Annotated in this window: 20 protein-coding genes and 1 pseudogene; 12 read left to right on the top strand and 9 right to left on the bottom strand. The window is 62.6% G+C overall.

Features of this window, described 5'->3' with window-relative positions; genetic code table 11:
- Positions 1–108 precede the first annotated feature (108 nt).
- Together AC2TC0_RS08360 and AC2TC0_RS08355 are read left to right on the top strand one after the other, a co-directional pair.
- Positions 109–1,371, top strand: a complete 1,263-nt coding sequence (locus AC2TC0_RS08360) for a dicarboxylate/amino acid:cation symporter (protein ID WP_484717047.1) — start codon at positions 109–111, stop codon at positions 1,369–1,371.
- Complete coding sequence (locus tag AC2TC0_RS08355) at positions 1,368–2,363, top strand: aldo/keto reductase (protein ID WP_484717046.1); 996 nt, start codon at positions 1,368–1,370, stop codon at positions 2,361–2,363. Before AC2TC0_RS08360 ends, AC2TC0_RS08355 begins: the two co-directional genes overlap by 4 nt.
- Before the next feature lie 111 nt (positions 2,364–2,474).
- Here the strand turns inward: AC2TC0_RS08355 and AC2TC0_RS08350 are convergent, their stop codons facing one another.
- From AC2TC0_RS08350 to AC2TC0_RS08335, 4 genes are all read right to left on the bottom strand, one after another.
- The gene (locus tag AC2TC0_RS08350) at positions 2,475–3,173 is read right to left on the bottom strand and encodes an NnrU family protein (RefSeq protein ID WP_484717045.1); all 699 of its coding nucleotides are present in this window, start codon (positions 3,171–3,173) and stop codon (positions 2,475–2,477) included.
- A 158-nt stretch (positions 3,174–3,331) separates the two neighbouring features.
- Positions 3,332–4,600 (bottom strand): amidohydrolase family protein, encoded by a 1,269-nt coding sequence (locus tag AC2TC0_RS08345; RefSeq protein WP_484717044.1) that lies wholly within the window; start codon positions 4,598–4,600, stop codon positions 3,332–3,334.
- Positions 4,601–4,701: 101 nt separating this feature from the next.
- A complete protein-coding gene (locus tag AC2TC0_RS08340) occupies positions 4,702–6,114 on the bottom strand; it encodes an amidohydrolase (RefSeq protein WP_484717043.1) in 1,413 nt (470 codons plus the stop codon).
- Entirely contained in the window at positions 6,101–7,624 is a 1,524-nt protein-coding gene (locus AC2TC0_RS08335; protein ID WP_484717042.1) for a peptide MFS transporter, read from the bottom strand. The genes AC2TC0_RS08340 and AC2TC0_RS08335 overlap by 14 nt, the downstream gene beginning before the upstream one ends.
- Positions 7,625–7,757: 133 nt before the next feature.
- Here AC2TC0_RS08335 and AC2TC0_RS08330 point away from each other — a divergent pair, with 133 nt between their 5' ends.
- Complete coding sequence (locus AC2TC0_RS08330; protein ID WP_484717041.1) at positions 7,758–8,348, top strand: nitroreductase family protein; 591 nt, start codon at positions 7,758–7,760, stop codon at positions 8,346–8,348.
- A 31-nt stretch (positions 8,349–8,379) separates the two neighbouring features.
- The gene (locus AC2TC0_RS08325; protein ID WP_484717040.1) at positions 8,380–8,727 is read left to right on the top strand and encodes a GntR family transcriptional regulator; all 348 of its coding nucleotides are present in this window, start codon (positions 8,380–8,382) and stop codon (positions 8,725–8,727) included.
- Here AC2TC0_RS08325 and prsR read toward each other — a convergent pair whose 3' ends face one another.
- Genes prsR through AC2TC0_RS08310 form a run of 3 tightly spaced genes read right to left on the bottom strand, consistent with a single transcriptional unit; the run spans position 8,728 to position 13,618 of the window.
- Positions 8,728–10,107 carry a PEP-CTERM-box response regulator transcription factor gene (prsR, locus tag AC2TC0_RS08320; protein WP_484717039.1) on the bottom strand — a complete coding sequence of 460 codons (1,380 nt, stop codon included), beginning with the start codon at positions 10,105–10,107 and terminating at the stop codon, positions 8,728–8,730.
- Positions 10,104–12,230 carry an XrtA/PEP-CTERM system histidine kinase PrsK gene (gene prsK, locus AC2TC0_RS08315; RefSeq protein ID WP_484717038.1) on the bottom strand — a complete coding sequence of 709 codons (2,127 nt, stop codon included), beginning with the start codon at positions 12,228–12,230 and terminating at the stop codon, positions 10,104–10,106. The genes prsR and prsK overlap by 4 nt, the downstream gene beginning before the upstream one ends.
- Positions 12,230–13,618, bottom strand: coding sequence for a TIGR03013 family XrtA/PEP-CTERM system glycosyltransferase (locus AC2TC0_RS08310; protein ID WP_484717037.1), 1,389 nt, complete (start codon positions 13,616–13,618; stop codon positions 12,230–12,232). The genes prsK and AC2TC0_RS08310 overlap by 1 nt, the downstream gene beginning before the upstream one ends.
- Positions 13,619–13,759: 141 nt before the next feature.
- Between AC2TC0_RS08310 and AC2TC0_RS08305 the strand changes: the two genes are divergently transcribed.
- The 7 genes from AC2TC0_RS08305 (at position 13,760) to AC2TC0_RS08275 (ending at position 17,253) form a co-directional block, all read left to right on the top strand.
- Positions 13,760–14,560, top strand: coding sequence for an SH3 domain-containing protein (locus AC2TC0_RS08305; protein WP_484717036.1), 801 nt, complete (start codon positions 13,760–13,762; stop codon positions 14,558–14,560).
- Between the two features lie 128 nt (positions 14,561–14,688).
- Positions 14,689–14,880 (top strand): hypothetical protein, encoded by a 192-nt coding sequence (locus tag AC2TC0_RS08300; RefSeq protein WP_484717035.1) that lies wholly within the window; start codon positions 14,689–14,691, stop codon positions 14,878–14,880.
- 79 nt (positions 14,881–14,959) lie between these two features.
- Positions 14,960–15,466, top strand: coding sequence for a LuxR C-terminal-related transcriptional regulator (locus AC2TC0_RS08295; protein WP_484717034.1), 507 nt, complete (start codon positions 14,960–14,962; stop codon positions 15,464–15,466).
- Between the two features lie 50 nt (positions 15,467–15,516).
- Positions 15,517–15,852, top strand: a complete 336-nt coding sequence (locus AC2TC0_RS08290; protein WP_484717033.1) for a hypothetical protein — start codon at positions 15,517–15,519, stop codon at positions 15,850–15,852.
- Between the two features lie 17 nt (positions 15,853–15,869).
- Complete coding sequence (locus AC2TC0_RS08285; protein ID WP_484717032.1) at positions 15,870–16,376, top strand: hypothetical protein; 507 nt, start codon at positions 15,870–15,872, stop codon at positions 16,374–16,376.
- Positions 16,340–16,876 (top strand): JAB domain-containing protein, encoded by a 537-nt coding sequence (locus AC2TC0_RS08280; RefSeq protein WP_484717031.1) that lies wholly within the window; start codon positions 16,340–16,342, stop codon positions 16,874–16,876. The genes AC2TC0_RS08285 and AC2TC0_RS08280 overlap by 37 nt, the downstream gene beginning before the upstream one ends.
- Complete coding sequence (locus tag AC2TC0_RS08275; protein WP_484717030.1) at positions 16,873–17,253, top strand: hypothetical protein; 381 nt, start codon at positions 16,873–16,875, stop codon at positions 17,251–17,253. The genes AC2TC0_RS08280 and AC2TC0_RS08275 overlap by 4 nt, the downstream gene beginning before the upstream one ends.
- Positions 17,254–17,341: 88 nt before the next feature.
- On the opposite strand, the pseudogene AC2TC0_RS08270 reads toward AC2TC0_RS08275, so the two are convergent.
- Together AC2TC0_RS08270 and AC2TC0_RS08265 are read right to left on the bottom strand one after the other, a co-directional pair.
- A pseudogene (locus AC2TC0_RS08270) lies at positions 17,342–18,178 on the bottom strand (alpha/beta fold hydrolase).
- 110 nt (positions 18,179–18,288) lie between these two features.
- Positions 18,289–18,885 carry a YdeI/OmpD-associated family protein gene (locus tag AC2TC0_RS08265; protein ID WP_484717029.1) on the bottom strand — a complete coding sequence of 199 codons (597 nt, stop codon included), beginning with the start codon at positions 18,883–18,885 and terminating at the stop codon, positions 18,289–18,291.
- A 180-nt stretch (positions 18,886–19,065) separates the two neighbouring features.
- On the opposite strand from AC2TC0_RS08265, the gene AC2TC0_RS08260 reads away from it, so the two are divergent.
- Positions 19,066–20,160: a hypothetical protein gene (locus tag AC2TC0_RS08260; RefSeq protein ID WP_484717028.1), complete on the top strand. Its 1,095-nt coding sequence runs from the start codon at positions 19,066–19,068 to the stop codon at positions 20,158–20,160.
- Positions 20,161–20,174: the final 14 nt, after the last annotated feature.

Genomic DNA, 20,174 nt, shown 5'->3' with positions numbered 1-20,174 from the left:
CCTTGCGGTCGATGACCAATATCAGCCTTGGCCAATTGGCCCCCGCTTCGCCCCGCCTAATCCGCTGCCCTGCCAATGGCAAGGCGCGCGCGATGGGCATCCGCTAAGATGCTGGCGAAATTGGCCAAACCTTCGGCGGTGGTGATCATCGGAGCGCTGCTGGTGGGTATCGCACTCGGCGCATTGCTGGGCCAGACCGCCCCCGATGCGGCACAGGCATCGGTGCCCTATATCGAACCCATCGGCGGGCTGTGGTTATCGGGCTTGCAGATGACAATCATCCCGCTTCTCGTCGCGCTGCTCATCACCGGCATCAATGCCGCCGCAAACGCGGCCAAAGCGGGGGCAGTGGCGGCGCGCGCGGTGATGACCTTCGTGATTCTGCTGGCGCTGTCGGCGACTTTTGCCGCCATCGTCATGCCGCTGATCCTTGCCAATGTTCCAGCCCCGACCGAAGCGATGGCGGCGCTGGCAGCATCGGTAGGCGTCAGCAGCGACACCGATACCGTGGTGCCCGATTTCGCCAATTTTATCAGCTCAATCCTGCCCACGAATGTCGTCAGCGCGGCAGCCGGGAACAATATCCTCAATCTTGTCGCCTTTTCGACCATCTTTGCCTTCGCCATCACGCGCTTGCCCGATGCGACGCGCGCACCTTTAACCGACTTTTTCCGCTCGCTGGGCGAAGCAATGCTGGTGGTCATCAACTGGATGCTGGCCCTCGCGCCCATTGGCGTCTTTGCGCTGGGCTATGCGGTTGCAGTCAAAACCGGGCTCGCAGCGCTGGGCGGGCTCGCGCACTATGTCGCCGCCGTCTCGAGCATTGGCATATTGCTCACCTTCATCGCTTATGGCGTTGCCTTCACGGTCGCCCGCCTGCCCGTCGGCACTTACAGCCGTGCCGTCCTCGCGCCGCAGGCCGTCGCCATTTCGACGCAAAGCTCGCTCGCCTCGCTCCCTGCCATGCTCAAGGCATCCGAAGCTGTGGGCGTCCCGCCCGAGCGCGCCGACGTCATCCTTCCGCTGGCCGTCGCGCTGTTCCGCTTCACCGGCCCCGCGATGAACCTCGCGGTCGCCATCTATGTCGCGCACATGTTCGGGATCACGCTTGACGTGCCCACGCTCGCCATCGGCATTGGCGTCGCCACCATGACCTCGCTCGCCTCGATCAGCCTGCCCGGCAGCATCAGCTTCATCACCGCCATTTCGCCCATCGCCGTCGCCATGGGCGTGCCGATCGCGCCGCTGGCCATTTTGGTCGCGGTCGAACAATTGCCTGACATTTTCCGGACACTTGGCAATGTCACTATGGATGTTGCGGTAACCGCCGCTATCGACAAATCCGTGCCACGAGAGGAACCCAAGCCATGAAATACCGCACCCTCGGCCACGGCCTGACCGTATCCGCCATCGGCATCGGCTGCATGCCGATGATCAAGGATGGCAATATCATGTACGGCGAAGTGGCCGACATGGACGAGGCGACCGCGACCATCCACCGCGCCATCGACCTGGGCGTCACTTTTTTCGACACCGCGCAAATCTATGGCCCCTTCACCAACGAGGAACTGGTCGGCAGCGCCATCAGGGGCAAGCGCGAGCGCCTAGTCATCGCCACCAAATTCGGCTTCAAGTTCGAAGGCAACCAGATTGTCGGCGTCGATGGCACGCCTGCCAACGCCCGCGCTTCATGCGAAGGGTCGCTCAAACGGCTCGGCATCGACACCATCGACCTCTTTTACCAGCACCGCGTCGACCCCAACGTGCCCATCGAGGAAACGGTCGGCGGAATGATGGAGTTGGTGAAAGAAGGCAAGGTGCGCCACATCGCCCTGTCCGAAGCCGGCCCCGACACATTGCGCCGCGCCGCGAAGGCTGCACCCATCACGGCGCTGCAAAGCGAATACAGCATCTGGGAACGCGACGTCGAAGACGAAATCCTCGGCGTGTGCCGCGAATTTGGCATTGGCTTCATCCCTTACTCGCCGCTCGGGCGCGGTTTCCTCGCGGGCACGGTGCGCAGCCTTGATGACCTGCCTGCGCATGACTGGCGGCGGCAGGACCCGCGCTACAGCCCCGAAAACCTGCCCGCCAACCTTGCCATTGTCGATGCGATTGCGGGCGTGGCGGCGAAGCATGGCGTGTCGAACGCCCAAGTCGCTCTCGCCTGGTTGCTGGCACAGGGCGACGATATCGTCCCCATCCCCGGCACCAAGCGCCGCGCGACGATGGAGGATAGCGTTGCCGCCGCCGATGTGGTGCTCACCGCCGACGACCTCGCCGCAATCGAGGCCGCTGCGCCGCGCGGCGGCACCGCTGGCCCGCGCTATGGCGAACGCGGCATGCGGATGGTGCGGATATAGCACCCTTTCGTCATCCCGGACTTGATCCGGGATAACATGCTGCCGTCGGTCGTTATCCCGGATCAAGTCCGGGATGACGATGGCAAAGCTATTGAGCCCGGCGACGGCCCGTCACAACCACCGCCACACCCCGGCTGCCATATAGCCCAGTGCGCCATGCGCCCAGGTCGCTCCCAGCCACACCACAATCCCGCCGAACAGCGCGTGCGGGCGAGGCATTGCGTCGGCCCAGCGCAGCCGTCCGCTGAACTGTCCGCTAAACGGCACGAACGCCGTGCGCGACTGCCAATCCTGCCACGCCGCGCCCATCAGCTTGGCCTTCTTGCTGTCCTGCCCCAGCGATCCGCCGAGCGCGAGCAGGATGAGCGCAAGGCACAGGGTAATCTGCCCCGGCGTCGGCACAACCATGATGTGAGCGGCCGCCCATAGCGAAAAGCCCCACATCATCGGGTGGCGCGTAATCGCAAACACCCCGCGCGCCGGCGCGGCCGCGGCCTTTTCTGCCCCCGGCGCCGCAAGCGCGGGATTGCCGATCAGCGATCCCAGAAACAGGATACTGGCCAACAGCACAATCAGGCTCGCCAACGCCCATAGCGCGTCACCCACCGCCCACAATGGCAGTTCTGCGGGCATCGCCTGATAGGCGCGCACCATCAGCACAAAGGTGGCGAGCGCCACCACCGAATAGACAATCTGGAAACCCCGTTCGCCAATCCGCCCGGCGAGCGGCGCGCGCAGCGGATGCGACAGCAGGAAATGGGTACCGACGAACAACGCCGCTCCGAAAGCCAAGTTGTTCATCGGGTCCATATCAAAACTCCCCCCAATGCCGTCGCCCTGAATTTGTTTGGCGGCTATCCGCTTATGGCAGCTACCTGTTCCCCGGCGCAAGCCGGGGCCCAGTTTTGGCGGCTTTGGGCCAGCTGGACCCCGGCTTGCGCCGGGGAACAGTGCGACCCTTTTCTCACTTAGCGCTCGTATGCCTTGGGCAAATCGCCCTCACCCGCTTGGCTATAGCGCTTCGCCAGCCGGTCCTGCCGCGTTTCCAGCGACTGGCGCTTGCCGTCGATCCAGATCGCAATCGGCGTGCTCGATAGCTCCAGCGGGTCGCCCGACCAGATCACCACGTCGCCCGCACGGCCCGGGCGCAGCGATCCGATCACCCCATCGACCCCGGCCGCGCGCGCGGGAGCAGAGGTGATCGCGGCAAACGCCGCATCCCAGCTCATGCCGCTCGCGCCGGGCACTTTGGTCAGCGCGACAATGTTGCCCGCATATTGCAGCGTGTATCCCATTTTGTGCGCATCATCATCGTCGAACACGCCGATGGTGACATCGACCCCCGCCGCGTTCAGCCGCCCGGCGTTGGACTGCGACGCCGCCAACCGTTCAAAACTGTCGGGCAGATCGGTCAGCGCCGATACCAGCACCGGCACGCCCGCCGCCGCAATCGCGCGCGCCACCATCCAGCCTTCGGTCGCGCCAACCAGCACCAATTTAAGCTGCGGAAACTCGCTGCGCAATTTCAGCACATTGATAATATCGGCGGCGCGGTCGACGCGGACGAACAGCCTGTCGGTGCCATTAATGACCCGCGCGAGCGCCTCGACATCGGCGCGCTGGAGCAGCGCATCGGGAGCGGCGTCGGCCAGATTGCCGCGGACATAGCTGCGCGCGGCGAGCAATTGTTCACGAAACAACAGAAAGGTCGCTGCGCGGCTGCCGCCCGCGGTTTCCGCCCCGCCTTCGCCGAAGGTGACATATTGGAAAGCGCGCGGGCGCGTCACCATATCCATATCATCGCCCAGATCGACCACGGCGCCCTGCCCGTGGAACAACCCGCCGCTGGTCCCCGGAAACACCAGCGCGCGCGTGACGCCATCGGCGCGGTTCACTGCGACCGGCGCGCCCATCGGGTTGAGCGCAGGCGAAATGTCGATGGCCGCCGAAAAGCGCGACTTGCCTGCGTTGCGGTCGTTGGTGGCGTCGACTGCATCGACCTCGACCAGGCCCACGCGGCTGAACCCCGCGACAATGCCGGGGGTCACATATTGCCCACCCGCATCGACCGTTTCGATCCCCGCTGGCACCGCGACACCCGCGCCCGCCGCGACCACCTTGCCGCCGCGTACCACCACTGTGCCGCCTTCCACCGGCGCGCTCCCGTCGCCGATGACGAGCCGCGCATTGGTGATGGCGATGTCCTGTGCATTGGCTGGACTAACCGCCAACAGCACCCCGGCGAAAGCCGGGGCCCAGAGTGTCCTTAGCCAATGTGTATTTGTACCCGCGATGGACCCCGGCTTCCGCCGGGGAACGGAGAAGGAGAATTGGCGCCTCATTTCACATCCCCTTCGCCCGGCTGGCCCAGTTCGAAATCGCTCACCGGCCGCTTCTTGGGGTCGTTCGCGTCGAACATCAGCGCACCGTCGATCCACACTTTTTCGGGCCGCGCATAAACAGACAGCGGATTGCCGTTCCACAGCACAACATCGGCCATCTTGCCGGGCTTCAGGCTGCCCGTCTTATCAGCAATGCCCATCGCTTTGGCGGGGTTATAGGTTATCCAGCGGATTGCATCGGCATCGCTGATCTGCATCCCCGCGCGGCGGCCCGAGGCGAGCGCTTTTGCCGCCTCCTGATTCAGCCGCTGGATCTGGTTGGCGTCGTCCGAATGGATCACCGTGCACGCGCCCGCATTGTGGATCAGCGCGGCATTTTCGCGCACCGTGTCATAGGATTCCATCTTGAAACCCCACCAGTCCGCCCACACGGCTGAGCACACGTCGTCGGCCTTCAAAAGGTCGGCGATTTTATAGCTTTCGACCGCATGGTGGAACGCGCTGACTTTGTATCCAAATTCGCGCGCCATATCGAGCACAATGGCCATTTCGTCGGCGCGGTAGCAGTGGTTCTGGATCAGGATTTCTCCCGACAAAACGCCCGCGAGCGTTTCCATCTGCAAATCGCGCTCGACGGCTTTGCCCTCGTCCAGCCTCTTCTTATAGGCCGCCGCCTTCGCCCAAGTCGCGCGGTTCAGCGCAACATTGCCCATGCGCGTCGATGGCAAGCGGTTGCGCCCGCCGTAAACGCGCTTCGGATTTTCGCCGCACGCCATTTTCAGGCCATAGGGCGCGCCGGGGAACTTCATCCCCTGCATCGTGCGCGCATAGACATTCTTCAGCGTCACGCTGCGCCCGCCCATCAGGTTCGCCGAGCCCGGCAGCACCTGCAAGCTCGTCACCCCGCCGTTGGCGAGCGCGCGGGCAAAGCCGGGGTCCTGCGGCCACACGCTGTGCTCCGCCCACACCTGCGGCGTGATCGGATCGGTCGCTTCATTCCCGTCGCTGTGCGCGGGTACGCCGGGCGAGGGATAATCGCCCAGGTGGCTGTGGATATCGATGATGCCGGGCGTGACAAACTTCCCCGCCGCGTCGATGACCATGATGTCGGCGGGAATAGGCGTGCCCGCCGGACCGACGCTGCTCACCTTGCCGCCCGACAGGAACACGACCCCGCGTTCAAACACCCCGCCCTCGCCGTCATGCACAGTGGCGTTGATGATCGCCACCGGCGCACCGGGATAGGGCTTATAGGTCGAAGGATAGGGGTCCTTGTTAAAGGCGACGGGCTTTTCCTTGGCCTCGGCAACAGGCTTGTCGCCCGCGGAAGCCACATTGCCGCCGGTAGATGCGCAAGCCGACAAGGCCAGCGCCAATAGGCTTGTTGCAACCAGATTAAGCCGCATCATTGGCATCCTTCAACGTGTCGAGGTGCATCAGCTTTTTGATCAACGGTGATACCAAAATAACCAGCACGCCAAAGCCTATCGCGTAAAGACCGATGGTTTGATAAACATCCAGCACCAGCGCCTTGCCCGCGCCCTCACCGCTTGCCTTTTCCGAACCCGTCGCGGCCGCAATCAACCCTGCGGCGAAATTGCCGGTGGCCGAAGCAAAAAACCAGGTGCCCATGATCAGCGACGCCATATGCGCGGGCGACAACCGGTTCATTGCGCTTAAGCCCACCGGCGAAAGGCACAGCTCGCCCGTGGTGTGGAGCAGATAGATCAGGAAGATGAAAATCACCGGCGTCGCATTGCCCAGCCCAACCGACTCCGCGCCCCATTTCAAGACCAGAAAGCCAAGGCCCAGTTGCAGCATGGCAAGGCCGAATTTGGCGGGCGCCGAAGGCTCTTTTCCGCGACGTCCCAGCCAGGTCCACAGCCCGGCAAAGACGGGCGCGAGCAACACAATGTATCCCGCGTTCAGCGACTGGAACACCGATGCCGGCACTCCGGCGCGATCGACATAGCGGTCGGTGAACAGGTTGAGCGACGATCCGGCCTGTTCGAACAGCGCCCAGAACAAAATGGACCCAAGGATCAGGAACAGCGCGGCAAAGATGCGGTCACGGTCCTCGGCGGGCAGCTTCACCACCGCCGTGAAGAGGACGTAAGCCACCAATATGGCCCCGCTCAGGCCCAGCACCGTGCCGACCACCGCCTGATTCTGCACCATCCACCAACAGGCGCCAACCGCCAGCAAGCCGACGAGATAGAGCAGCCATTCGAACTTGATGCCTGCCACCGGCGCAGCCAGCCGGGCCGGGTCGGGCGCTTCGCCGCGGCCCAGCAGCAACGGCTTGCCCCAGATGAAGACGATCAGACCCAACAACATGCCCACGCCCGCGAGGCCAAAGCCATAGGACCAACCACGGGTTTCGCCGATATAGCCGCACAGCAGCGACCCGAGAAACGCGCCCAAATTGATGCCCATGTAAAAGATGGTGTAGGCGCCATCGCGGCGCACGTCGGTGCGCGGATAAAGTTGCCCCACCATCACCGAGATATTGGCCTTCAAAAAGCCCGAGCCGACGATGATGAACGCCAACGCCAGCCAGAAGATGTTGAGGCTCGCGGCATCCTGCCCCCCATCGCCTTCAAAACCCATCAAGAAATGGCCGAAGGTCAGCAGCACCGCACCGTAAGCGACCGCTTTTCGCTGCCCCAGATATTTGTCAGCCAGATAGCCGCCGAGCACCGGGGTGATATAAACCAGCGCCGTATAGGCGCCATAGATGATGCCCGATTGCCCATCCGAAAACAGCCAGTGCTTGGTGAGATAGAAAATCAGCAGGGCGCGCATGCCATAGTAGGAGAAACGCTCCCACATTTCGGCGAAAAACAGGACAAACAGGCCCTTGGGATGTCCGAGTATCGTCCCTGCCGAATCTCCGTGCGGCAGCGCTGCATTGGTCATGTCGACCCTTCCCCTTATGGTTTGATTGCGGCCAACCTAGCGAGAAAATTGCGCAAGGGAAGAATCTAATTTCACGTCTGTGACAGTCGCGATGGGCCTTGCGCCGTCCCCCACGCCCCGCCATGGACGCCCCATGTTCAACGACACCTCCACCTTGCGCTCCCACCTCGCCACGCGCCGGTCGGGCAAGCCGCGCGACATGGTTGCGCCCGGTCCCGACGCCGCCACGCTTGATGCAATCCTCACGCTGGCGACGCGCACGCCCGACCATGGCAAGCTTGCGCCGTGGCGAATGATCGTCATCGGCGACAACCAGCGCGCCGATCTTGCCCAATTGCTCAAGACCGCCTGGATTGCCGAACATCCCGGCGCTGCAGGACAAGATCTCTCCGCGCTCGACCAGTTCGCGCATCAAGCCCCAACGCTGGTGCTGCTCGCCTCAACCCCGGTCATCCCGTCCAAAATCCCGCTGTGGGAACAGCAATTGTCGGCGGGCGCGGTGGCGATGAACCTGCTCCACGCGGCGCACGCGCACAGTTTTGTTGCCAGCTGGCTGACCGGCTGGGCGGCCTACAGCCCCAACGTCGCCGCCGCGTTCGGGCTGGGCGAGCACGACCGCATCGTCGGCTATTTCTTCATCGGCTCGCCGGGTGCCGAGCTCACCGAACGCCCGCGCCCCGATCCAACCGCAATCATCCGCAAATGGACCCCGCCCGCTGATTGACTGTGCTGCTGTATTATGGCAATAGGGCGGGATGATCGACCCCAACAAGCCCGTCTATCTGCGTCTGCGCGACACCATCGCCAATGCGATCCTCGACGGCAAATATGGTGACGGCGACATGCTCCCCTCGGTCCGCGCGCTCGCTGCCGAGGAGGGCGCCAATCCGCTGACCGTCGCCAAAGCCTATCAGAGCTTTCAGGATGACGGGCTGGTCATCGTCCGCCGCGGTGTCGGCATGTTCGTGGCCGATGGCGCTTCGAAGAAATTGCGCGCTGCGCTGCGTCAGGAATTTCTGACCAATGTGTGGCCGCCAGTGGCTGACCAGATCCGCCGGATCGGGATCGACGTCCGCTCGCTGATGGATGACATCGACGCCTGATCAGGCCTGCATGTCATATTGCTTCAGCAGGTCGTAAAGCGTCGGTCGGCTCACCCCCAACAGCTTGGCCGCGACCGAAATATTTCCCTCGCTTTGCCCCAGCGCGCGGCGGATGGCGATGCGGTCGGCCGCCTCGCGCGCGGCGCGCAGGTTCAGATAGTCGCTCGCGGCCGCTTCGTCAGGATTGGAAAAATCGAGATCGGCGGCGGTCACCAGCTTGCCATCGGCCATAATCACCGCGCGCTTGATGCGGTTTTCCAGCTCGCGGACATTGCCCGGCCAGCTCCACTGGTCGATCAGCGCCAGCGCGTCGGGGGCCAGACCCTTGACCTTGGGATTCAGCTTGGGCGCCAGCGTCTGAACAAAATGGCGCGCGAGCAGCACGGCATCGCCCGGCCGTTCGGCCAATGACGGAATGCGCACGACAATTTCGGCGAGCCGATAATAAAGATCCTCGCGGAAGCTCCCCTCGGCCACCATCGCATCCAGATCGCGGTGCGTGGCGCATACGACTCGGGTATCGACCGGGATCGGTCGCCGTCCGCCAACGCGCTCGATCACGCGTTCCTGCAAAAAGCGCAGCAGCTTGACCTGCAACGGCAGCGGAATGTCGCCCACTTCGTCCAGGAACAGCGTGCCCTTATGCGCCAACTCGATCTTCCCTTCGGTCGCCTTGACTGCTCCGGTAAACGCGCCCTTTTCATGCCCGAACAATTCGCTTTCGAGCAGATTTTCGGGGATCGCAGCGCAGTTGATCGCAACGATATTGCCGCCGCGCCGCGGCCCCGCATCGTGCAGCCCGCGCGCCAGCAATTCCTTGCCCGTACCGCTGGCGCCCAGCAGCATCACCGACACATCGGCCCCGGCGACACGCTCGATGGTGCGCGCCACTTTCAGCATTTCGGGTGCACCCGTTATCATGCTGCCCAGCACGCGGTTATCGCTGCCTGCGCGCGTCACGAGTCTTTGATTTTCAACCTCGATGGCGCGCACGTGCATCGCACGCCGCACGATCAGCCCCAACTCGTCAATATCCAGCGGCTTTTGGTAAAAGTCCCACGCCCCCGCGGCAATGGCGGCTTGCGCACTTTCGCGCGCGCCGTGGCCAGAAGCGACAATGACCTTGGTATCCGGCTTTTCGGCCAATATCGCGCTCAGCAGGCGCAGCCCTTCGCGCACGCCATCGGGATCGGGCGGCAGCCCCAGGTCGAGCGTCACCACCTCGGGCTCCTCGGCGCGCAGCAGCGTCATGGCGGAATCATAATCGCCGGCAATCAGCACCTCGTGCGCGTCATAGGCCCATTTCAGCTGACGCTGCAGCCCGGGATCATCTTCGACCACCAGCAGCTTGGCCTTTATCACCCCCGTCATTGCGTTCATGCCGCCCGTTCCTTCCGTCCATTTTCAGCATCGGCCGCCGCGCGCGGCAGCCACAGCGAAAAGCGCGTGCCTTCGCCCTCGCGGCTGTCGACGTCGAGCCGCCCGTTCATCGCGCGCGCCAGCTGCAGCGCCTCAAACGCGCCCAGGCCGAATCCGTTGTCTTTGGTCGATACGAAAGGTTTGAACAGGCCGCCGCGGATGAATTCGCGGCTCATACCGCGCCCATGATCGACTACATCGATGCGGACGCCGTCGCCCTCGGCGCTCGCTGCCAGCAACACCGGCGCATTGTCCGGGCTGGCGTCGATCGCGTTCGCCACCAGATGGCCCAAAATCTGCAGCACGGCATCGCTATCGCCAATCACGGCCAAGCCATCATCATAGCCGGTCGAAACCGGGTGTCGCCGCCCGGCCTCGGTCGCCACCCGGTTCAGCAGCGGCGCCACCCGCACCGCGCCAAGATTGACCGCACCGCCGCGCCCCTGCGGTGACAAGCGCAGCAGCAGCTCGTTCATGCGGGCGACCGACAATTTCAACGTCTCGATCATGTCCGCGCGGAATTCGGGATTGTCCGCGTGGCGTTCGGCATTGGCCGCCAGCAACCCCAGCTGGCTCGCCAGGTTCTTGACGTCATGCATGATGAACGCAAAACGGCGGTTGAATTCGTCGAAGCGTCGCGCCTCGGACAATTCGGCCTGGCTCTGCATTTCGGCGATATGGCTGGCTGCCTGCCGCCCCGAAATGCGCAGCACGTCCAGATCCTCCCAATCGAGTGCCCGCGTGGCGAGCGGCCGGTGCAGCAGCGCAACGCCGACCATGCGGCCCATGTGCAGCAACGGCATCAGCACCCACGCCCGCTGGTCGGCAATCAGCCAGGCTGGCAGTTCGATCGGCGGCCCGACATCGTCCTGCGGATTGCTTACACCACGGCGGATCTGGTCGATATCGACGATATGCCCCGTTTCTTGCAGGGCAAACGCATCACGCACCGAAAGCAGATTGTCACCATCCAGCGCGGTGGGCCACTGCCAATGGTCGATAATCTGGTAATTGCCATCGCCATCGGCTGTCAGCAGCAGCGCCCCCGGGCTGCCGGCCAGTTCGGCCAGCGCGCGGGCGATGCGGCGAAAAGTCGGCTCGCTGGCGTCGGCCTGTCCCTCCAGCGTGGCGGTGAAGCGCATCCATTCGGCGCGATAGTCATAGCGGTGCTCGAAGAAATGCTTCGCAATCATCACCGACAGCCAGGCCCGCGCGCGCCGCGACGCAAACAACAGCCCGCCGACACCCAGCGCCAGGATCAGGAACACGCCCTGCACCAGCTGCCCATAATCGCCGCCCAGCAGGCGCGCCAAAGCAGCGGTCAGGGCGATAACCATGAAATAGGCCGCGAGTCCGACAATCGCGAGCGTGCGGAAAGCAATGGTGCGCGACAACCGGATGCGTTCACGCCCGGTATCCATCGCTACCAGCAAAAAGGCCGGCAGCACCATCAGGGCGACCAGCGGCTCCAACAATACCAGCGTCGCCGGAGTGCTGCCGGTAAGCCAGCCGAGCAGGTGGTTATTCAATGTATAGGCCCACATCACCACGATGCCGCCCGCAACCAGCAGCACGGGTCCGCGCAGCCCGTCGCTGCGATGCCGGGCAAAATTCTCCACCAGCAGCAGCCCGCCCGACGCCGTCAACATGTCGACCAGCCGCAAACCCGGTTGCAACCACCCCGTCTCGATGGGGACACTGGCCAGGGCCACGTCGAGCAGGGCAAGACCACCAAAAATGGCGGCAATCAGGTTGATCATCACCAACGTAAGCATCACCAGCCGGATGGCGCGCGTTCCCAGACCCGCACCGTCAACGACGAATGATGCCCGCAACCAGCCCAGAAACACCAGATTGCGCAGCGTATCGGCCAGCAGCGCGCCCGAACTGCCCGGCCCGGTCATCCACCACACGCCGCTCCACAGTGCCATGCCCGCAACCAGCAGCACCAGCGCCGCCCGCGACGGCATTAGCCCAGCCATCTGGCGCGCTGGTCGCAGCGCCAGCCACAGCGCACCGCTGCCAAAAGCCAGCAGCGCTAGCCCGGCGACGATGCTGCTCAGCTGGACCAGCCAATCGCCCATTACCGTGCCCCCGCCGGCCACAGCACCACCCGCACCGTCTGCAACAGGATCAGCAGATCCAGGAAAGGCGAGTAATTTTTGGCATAGTAAAGGTCATATTCCAGCTTGACCCGCGCATCCTCGACCGACGCGCCATAAGGGAAATTAATCTGGGCCCAGCCGGTCAGCCCCGGCTTCACCATGTGCCGCTCGGCATAATAGGGCATTTGCTGTTCAAGATCGGCGACAAAGCACGGCCGTTCAGGGCGCGGTCCGACAAAGCTCATCGCACCCTTCAGCACGCACCAGCACTGCGGCAGCTCGTCGATACGCAGCATCCGGATGATCCGCCCGACGCGCGTGATCCGCGGGTCATTTTCCTCGGCCCACACCGCTTGCCCCGCGACTTCGGCATCGGTCCGCATCGAGCGCAGCTTCCAGATGTCATAAGTCTCGCCATACAGACCGACGCGCGGCTGGCGGTAGAGCACCGGACCGCGGCTATCGAGCTTGATGGCAATCGCGGCGATCAACATCAGGGGCAGCGTCGCGAGCAGCACGACCAGGCTGGCGACGATGTCAAACACCCGCTTGCTCACCCGCGCCACGCGCTGCCCCGCCGAAAAACCGTCGGAAAAGATGAGCACGCTGGGGTTGGTGGTGGCCAGATCGACGCGCCCGGTCTCGCGCTCCAGAAAGCTCGCCATGTCGTTCACATGCACACCGGTGGTCTTGATGCGCAGCAGATCGGCCAGTGGCAGTGCGTTGCGCCTTTCTTCCAGCGCCAGCACCACCTCGCCTGCCCCCAGCGCGGTCACATGGTCGGCCAGACTGTGAATATCGCCGCGCCGCACCGCGCCCGGCACCACGGTCGGCGCATCGGTCATCGCAACATAACCCGCGACCGTGAAGCCGCCGCCCGGCTGCTCCGCCAGCTCGCCAATCCGCGCTGCGCGCCGTCCTGCGCCCAGCACGACAATGCGCCGCCGGAATGTGTCCGTGCCAACACACAGCATGAGCAGAAAGCGAATGCAGAACAGCGCGGCCAGCGCCACCGCCATCGCGTAAATGCTGTTCGCGCGCCACAGCGTCCATTCGGGAAAAGCGAAGCGCACCAGCGCCAGGAAAATCACCCCCAGCGACACGCCGGCAATCAGCCGCGCTACGCCGAATTTCATCGAACGCAGTGCCTCGTTGCCGTAAAATCCCGTCGCCATCATTCCCAGCTGCAGCGTCACCGAAAAGGTAATGAGCGGCAGCCAGCGGTCGTTCAGTGGCCCCACCACCATACCGATCTGGTGGGCATAAATCCGCCATCCCGCCTCCGCCGCCAGCAGCAGCGTCGCCAGCTCGACCAGCCACAGGCCGATCACCGCATGCGGCACATAATGTTTGAACAGCCGGAACATCGCGCCCGTGCATAACCGCCACATATTGAGTGTCGGTTAATCTTACACTGCATCCCTTACGGAACCGCGCCGCTGTCGAGACATTTTACATTCACATGCCGCATGCAAAGGCATAGCTTCGCTGCATTAGGGAGAGCCGCCATGAAAACTGCTATCACCATTTTCTCCGCCACCGCCATGCTCGCTGTCGCACCGCCCGCCGCCGCGCAGCGCGAGGACAAGGTATTGGGCGTTGGTGGCATTTTCGGCTGCTCGGTAGGCGGAGACAGTCAGGAAATCGGCGCGGGCGTCGGCGGCCTGCTGGGCGGTTTCCTTGGCAACCGCATCGCCGGGCGCGGCAACCGCCTGCTCGGCACCGTGCTCGGCGGCGCACTCGGCGCGGCGGCCGGATCGGCCATCGGCTGCAAATTGCAAAAGGACGACCGGGAAAAGGCCGAACGGGCGGTGCAGGACGCGGTGCTGACTGGCAAAGACCAGACATGGAGCAACCCCGAAACCGGCGCCTCGGGCACGGTCGAGGTTGAGGATGAGGGCAATTTGAGCGGCGGCGGCGCAGCCCTCGCCGACGTCCAGTTCCGCGATGGCATCGACCCCGTCGACCGCTTCCGCAGCGTGAACGCCGCCTATGTCGCCACCGCCAACGTCAACATTCGCCAGGCCCCGACCACCGCCGCCCCCATCCGCGGCCGCATCGCCAGCGGCCAGCGCGTGTGGATCCCCGCGCAGGTCGCCAACCAGCAATGGTATCTGGTCAGCGACGGCGGCGTCGCGCAGGGCTATGTCAGCGCCCCCCTTATGAAGCCTGCGGTCGCCGCACAGATGGCCGCGAACAACTGCCGCGTCGTCACCCAAACGGTCAACGTCCCCGGCCAGGGCGAGCAAAGCGAAAAGATGCAGGCGTGCAAGGGCAGCGACGGCAATTGGTCGATGACCAGGGTGTGAGCCAGCAGGTTGAGGGATCGTTTTTGGTCTATCGGCAAAACCCCTGTTGCCAATTGACATAAGTGTCGGTAACGCGGCGGCCGCGCTAGTGAACTTTCATCTCCGGTTCCCTCCAACATTGAGGCCAGATGTCGCACCTGACGAAAGCAAATAGTGCGATATATTCGCCGGAGGACCGGGAAAAAATCGCCGACGCCGTCCGTCGTATTGAAGCGATTCTGCACGATCTGGACGCGATAGGACCGATGTTGGGTTCAGCCCATTTATCGCTCGCTATCGAGACGTTGCGCAAAACAGCGAATATCGAAATCCCGAATTAGCCTTACCCGCACACGCTTGTATATTATTGCTTGAACGGTAATGGTTAACAAGCCTATCCTTGACCCTTGGGGGTGCGCGATGTTTGACGAGAATCCTAACTTGGCTGCCTCGCTTTCCGAGAAGCAGCGCGAGGTTTTGGATCTCGTTGTTGCCCGCTATTCGTCCAAGGAAATTGCGCGCAAACTCGGAATTTCAAAACATACGGTCGACCAGCGCATCACGCTTGCCCGGCAAAAATTTGGCGCTGCATCGCGCAACGAGTTGGTAACGCGCTATTTGGCATCACAGGCGATATGCGATCGCGTCGCATATGATCCAGCGCAGGTTCCCGAATCTTTCATCACGCATGACATCGGTGCGCAGGGCGAACAGAGCGGCCCGATCTTTTCAGTAGCGGACATGGCCGGGTTTACCTCGCCATTCGTCAGCACTGAGGGGTCTCCGCTTGATCACCCTCTCGCATCGCTGGACAGAAAGTTTGGAGTTTTTGGCCGTCTTGGCGCAATAGGCCTGTTGGCCGCACTGCTAGCAGTATCGCTTGTTGCGATGCTGTCCATGGCGCAAACCCTGAGCGATTTGCTTTAGCGTTTTTGTTACAATTGCTTGGCGCATCGCCAAGGCAAAGGAGTTCAAAAATGCCCATGACCCCGAATGTCGCCGCACAGCGTATTGCCCGCAACCTGATTGCTACCGAGAATGATATCGACCGCGTTCTCGCCAGCGGCGCGAGCTTGCTCGCAGACATTGCGCAGGCACGGATGGACATCGGCGCCGACGCTGCCAGCGGACAAATTGCGATCATGCGCGTCACCGAAGCGCTGGGCGCGCTGTCGACCGCGCGCAAGCATTTCGTCCAAACGCACGCTGAACTGCGTAGGGTTGGCGAAGAGCGTGCGGACTTTATACTGCCAAGCGAGTGCCCGAAAACTGCGCAGCTCGACGATCAGGTTGACAGCCTTAAGGCAGCTTAATTCAACGGTTAAGCAATATGGCTGATTTGATCACCGTCCTCTTTGTAGTTACTCTGATTTTCGGTGTAATCCGCTGGGGAAGTGGCCCAGAAAAGGTCGGTGGTCAAATCCTGTTATTTGTTGTTGGCTTTGGCCTACTGCGATCCTTATTGGTTGACGGTCCCGTCGATGACTTTGATGTCCTCGGTTTGCTTTCCGACAGCCTTGCATTTCTCGGATTTACTTGGATCGCAATATTTTCCTGGAGATTCTGGCCCATATGGACAGCAGCATTACAGCTTCTGGCAATCGGCGCGCACTTCGGCCCCGCGCTACACCTCCCAGTCGACCCCGTGGTCTACGCGATTATGCGCACTGCACCCACAACCGTTGCGATGTTCACCCTGATCATGGTCACTTTCCTGCAACGACGCAAGCCACGCTTGGTCGGCAACACGCAGCATTGGCGAACATGGTCCGGGCCGTTGAACCGGATTTCCCCGAAGAGATGGCCGCGCGCCTTCTTGCCCAATACGGGTCGCTGACCGCGCTATTGGCTGAGCCTGCAAAGGAGCTTTTCCTCTCCACCGGCAACCAGGCGCTCGCGACGATCTTGAGCACCGCCAAACATGTTGTTGTTGAAGCGTTGCTTGATGAACTGCCCAAAACACCATTTTCCCCGTCCAATCAGGATGTCTTGCGATACATCACCGCAATCATGGGCGGGCTTACCCGTGAAGAGGCGCATGTGTTCTTTCTGGACGGGCGACTGCGCTTTCTGCGGCATGAGGTATTTTCGTACGGCACAGAGGCTCGTGCCGAATTCCCAATGCACGCCGTGTTTCGGCGCGCGTTACAGATTGGCGCTTTGCAGCTGGTTCTGATCCACAACCATCCATCGGGGAACCCCGAGCCAAGCGAGGACGACCTTTTGGTGACCAAACAAATCGCAGCCGCCGGTCAAGCCGTTGGCCTCGCCATCCGTGATCACCTGATTGTGGCCAGCCCCAATGTGTTCAGCTTTCGTGCCGCAGGTCTGCTATGAGCGCGATCGAACGCGGAACCAAACCGACCCAATGTGCTTTCAAGGCGCGCGCTCAGTCACTACTCAACCTGCGCCGGCAACAACGTGCCCTGTTTGGCAATGGCTGGGTAAGCGACGCCTGGTGGGAGTTCATGCTGATCATCTATGCAAGCGATCAAGGCACGGTGATCGATCGCTTCTCGCTTGCAGGAGAGACAGACCAGTCTTTCGAACTAACGGAGCGTTGGCTCACCTTGTTGATCGATCATGGTTATGTGCGCCGCGTGGGTTGCCAGGCTGCACATGATTCACGGGCGCACGAGCTTACCGATGTGGGACGAGCAACGGTTGAGCAATGTTTGGGGGCTGCCGGGGGCACGGCGTTCGGCGGCGATTGAAATCGCACCGCGGCAGTGCTCCTTGCCTGGGGCGAACGCCCCCAAACCTCGCAAAACTGGTCGATGGCTGCGCCCGCGCACCCCCCCCCTACCCCCCAATAAACGCCAATATATCGGCGTTCAGCACATCGGGGTTCACCGACAGCATCCCGTGCCCCAGCCCCGGATAGACTTTCAGCTCGCCATTGCGCAGCAGTGTGATGGCTTTGTGCGCCGAAGCATCAATCGGCACAATCTGGTCATCATCGCCGTGCAGCACCAGCGTGGGCACGCTGATCGCCTTCAGGTCTTCGCTCTGGTCGGTTTCGGAAAAGGCCTTGATGCCGTCATAATGCGCCTTGGCGCTGCCCATCATGCCCTGGCGCCACCAATTCTGGATCATGCCTTCGTGCACCGTCGCGCCGGGCCGGTTGAACCCGAAAAAGGGGCCCGTGGGCACATCGCGATAAAATTGTGCGCGGTTGGCTGCCAGCGCCGCGCGCAACCCGTCAAAGGCCTCGATGGGCGTGCCTTCGGGATTGTCCGCCGTCTGCAGCATCAGCGGCGGCACCGCCGACACCAGCACCGCTTTCGCCACCCGGCCCGCCGGTTCGCCGTGCCGCGCGACATAGCGCGCCACTTCGCCGCCGCCGGTCGAATGGCCGATGTGAATGGCGTTGCGCAGGTCGAGCGCCTTGACGACGGCAAAGGCATCGGCGGCATAATGGTCCATGTCATGGCCGTGCGCCACCTGATCGGACCGGCCATGGCCGCGCCGGTCGTGCGCGATAACGCGAAAACCCTTGTCGAGAAAGAACAGCATTTGCGTGTCTCAGTCATCGGCGCTCAGCGGCCATCCGTGGTGGAACATGATCGGCTGGGCATCCTTGGGGCCCCAATCTTTGTAGAAGATAGCCACGCCATCGTCGGTCGTCACATAGGTCATCGCTGCTTCTCCTGGAAAAGTGATCGGGACACCCGAAGAGTGCAACATGCTACAATTGCACGCGCATGACAAAGGCGGAAAATCCCCCCTGTCGCGCAGGCACGAATTGCCTACTGCCCCTTCGCTTCCGGAAAATTCGCGCGCAGCCCCAACGCCGCCAATCGCACCGTTTCTGCCACGCGCCGGGCGCGGGTTTCGGGGCGCATTGCTTGCTGGATCCATTCCAATATGCCGCGCCGCGATGACGGGCTAAAGGCGGCAAAATTGTCCGCTGCGCTACCTGCCCCCGCCAGCGCCTGTGCCAGATCATCAGGGATCTTTAGCGCATCAACCGCGTTCAGCCGGTCCCAGCTGCCGTCCGCTTTTGCCGCCGCAATCTTCGCCAGCCCTGCCACCTGCATCCGCCCCGCCGCCGTCAGCCGCTCGACCTTCGCCTTGTTCACCGCCGACCAGGCGCTTCTCTTTTTGCGCGGCGACAGCAGCAGCATCGAGCGGTCATCGTCCAGCTTGCGCGGCAGGCTGTCGATCCAGCCCCAACACAGCGCCTCGTCGACCACATCGCCATAGGCCAGATGCGGCCCGCGCCCCTTTTTCCAGCGGACCAGCCAGATGCTCTCGCGCTGCCCATGGTGGGCGGCCAGCCACGCCCGCCATTCGGCCAGCGATGCCACGTCAACGCGCTCCAGATGCCAGCCTGCTATCTTCACAGCCCGTGCCACTGCCAGATTGGCATCCAACTCTGCAAGGGTCAGGACGTACGGCCTCTTCCCTTGATTGAAGGCGATAATGGCTGGATTTTTTCCGTGCGCTGGCAGGTTGACGGCCCTTGTAGCGCTCGCTACGACACCTTACGACTACAAGTGTAGTCGCTTACAAAGGGAGGTTCTGTGTCGCATCAAATCAAGTCAATTTGCTTCGCAGCGATGCTCGCCGCACCTGTGCTGGTCAGCAACGGTGCAGTGGCCGCTGAATCATCTTTGTGCCCCGCCGCTATCAATATTGTGGGCGATCTGGCCTGTGTCGAGAGCGCGCGCGGCGTCGCGCTGGCTCAGGACGCAACGCGGGCACAGCGCTTGTTAGACCTTGCCGAGGGCGGGGCGTCACGCTTCGCATCCTACTTTGACATCGAACCGCTGCGCTATGCGGTGGTGGAACAGCCTGATGCGGTGCTAAGCAATGACAAGATCGTTACCTTGCGCAAATCCGGCTATCCGGTGGTGCTGGCGTGGCTATCGGAAGCCGTGTTTCGCCAGCAAAGCGAAGCGTCCATTCGCCGCGCCGTAACGGCGCAAATGGCGGGCCGATCGGCCGAGGAAATCGAGGCGGCGGTTCAGGCCGGCATGGCACGCCAAATGGACCCGGCGCGGCGCGCCAGAATTGAATTGGCCGCCGTGCCCCACGAATTGGGTCACGACTGGTTTCGCATCGGCTATTGGCCCGACGCGCCATTGGGCGAAAATAAACATTATGGCGGGCCCAGCCCCGACTGGCTCGATGAAATGTCGGCGGTGCTGCTGGAAGCACCCGAAATGTTCGCCGAACGCATCACCCAGTTTGAACAGCGTTATGCCAAGTATCGCGCCAACCCCGCCGGCGCTGACGAAGGCACCAAATTGTTGCTGGATCTGAAAAACTTCATGACCGAAACCCACCCGGCCTTTGACCAGGTGCGGTTGCTCAATGCCATGCAATCAGACGAGGAAAAGAAAAGCACTGTGCGCGTACTCACCGGCGATGAAGCCAGAAAGATCGCCGAGGGCGGGGTGCGCTTTTATCTGCAATCGGCCGTCGCGTCAGAATATCTAATCGACCGGACGGGAGATCAGCAGATTTTCGGCCGCATCGCTCGCGCCTTTGTGCGCGGGGAAACGATCGAACAATGGCTGGCGGGTGCGGAACCAAAGGGCACACTGCCCCGCGACCTCGACGCTCTCCAAGCCGATTGGATGGCGTGGCTCGAAAAACGTTTTCCGTCCGGTTGAGCCACGCGCGCGTT

Source organism: Sphingopyxis sp. sgz302558 (assembly GCF_057220455.1).
Note: the sequence above shows the minus strand (reverse complement) of the source record. Positions and strands in the feature narration are given on the sequence as shown.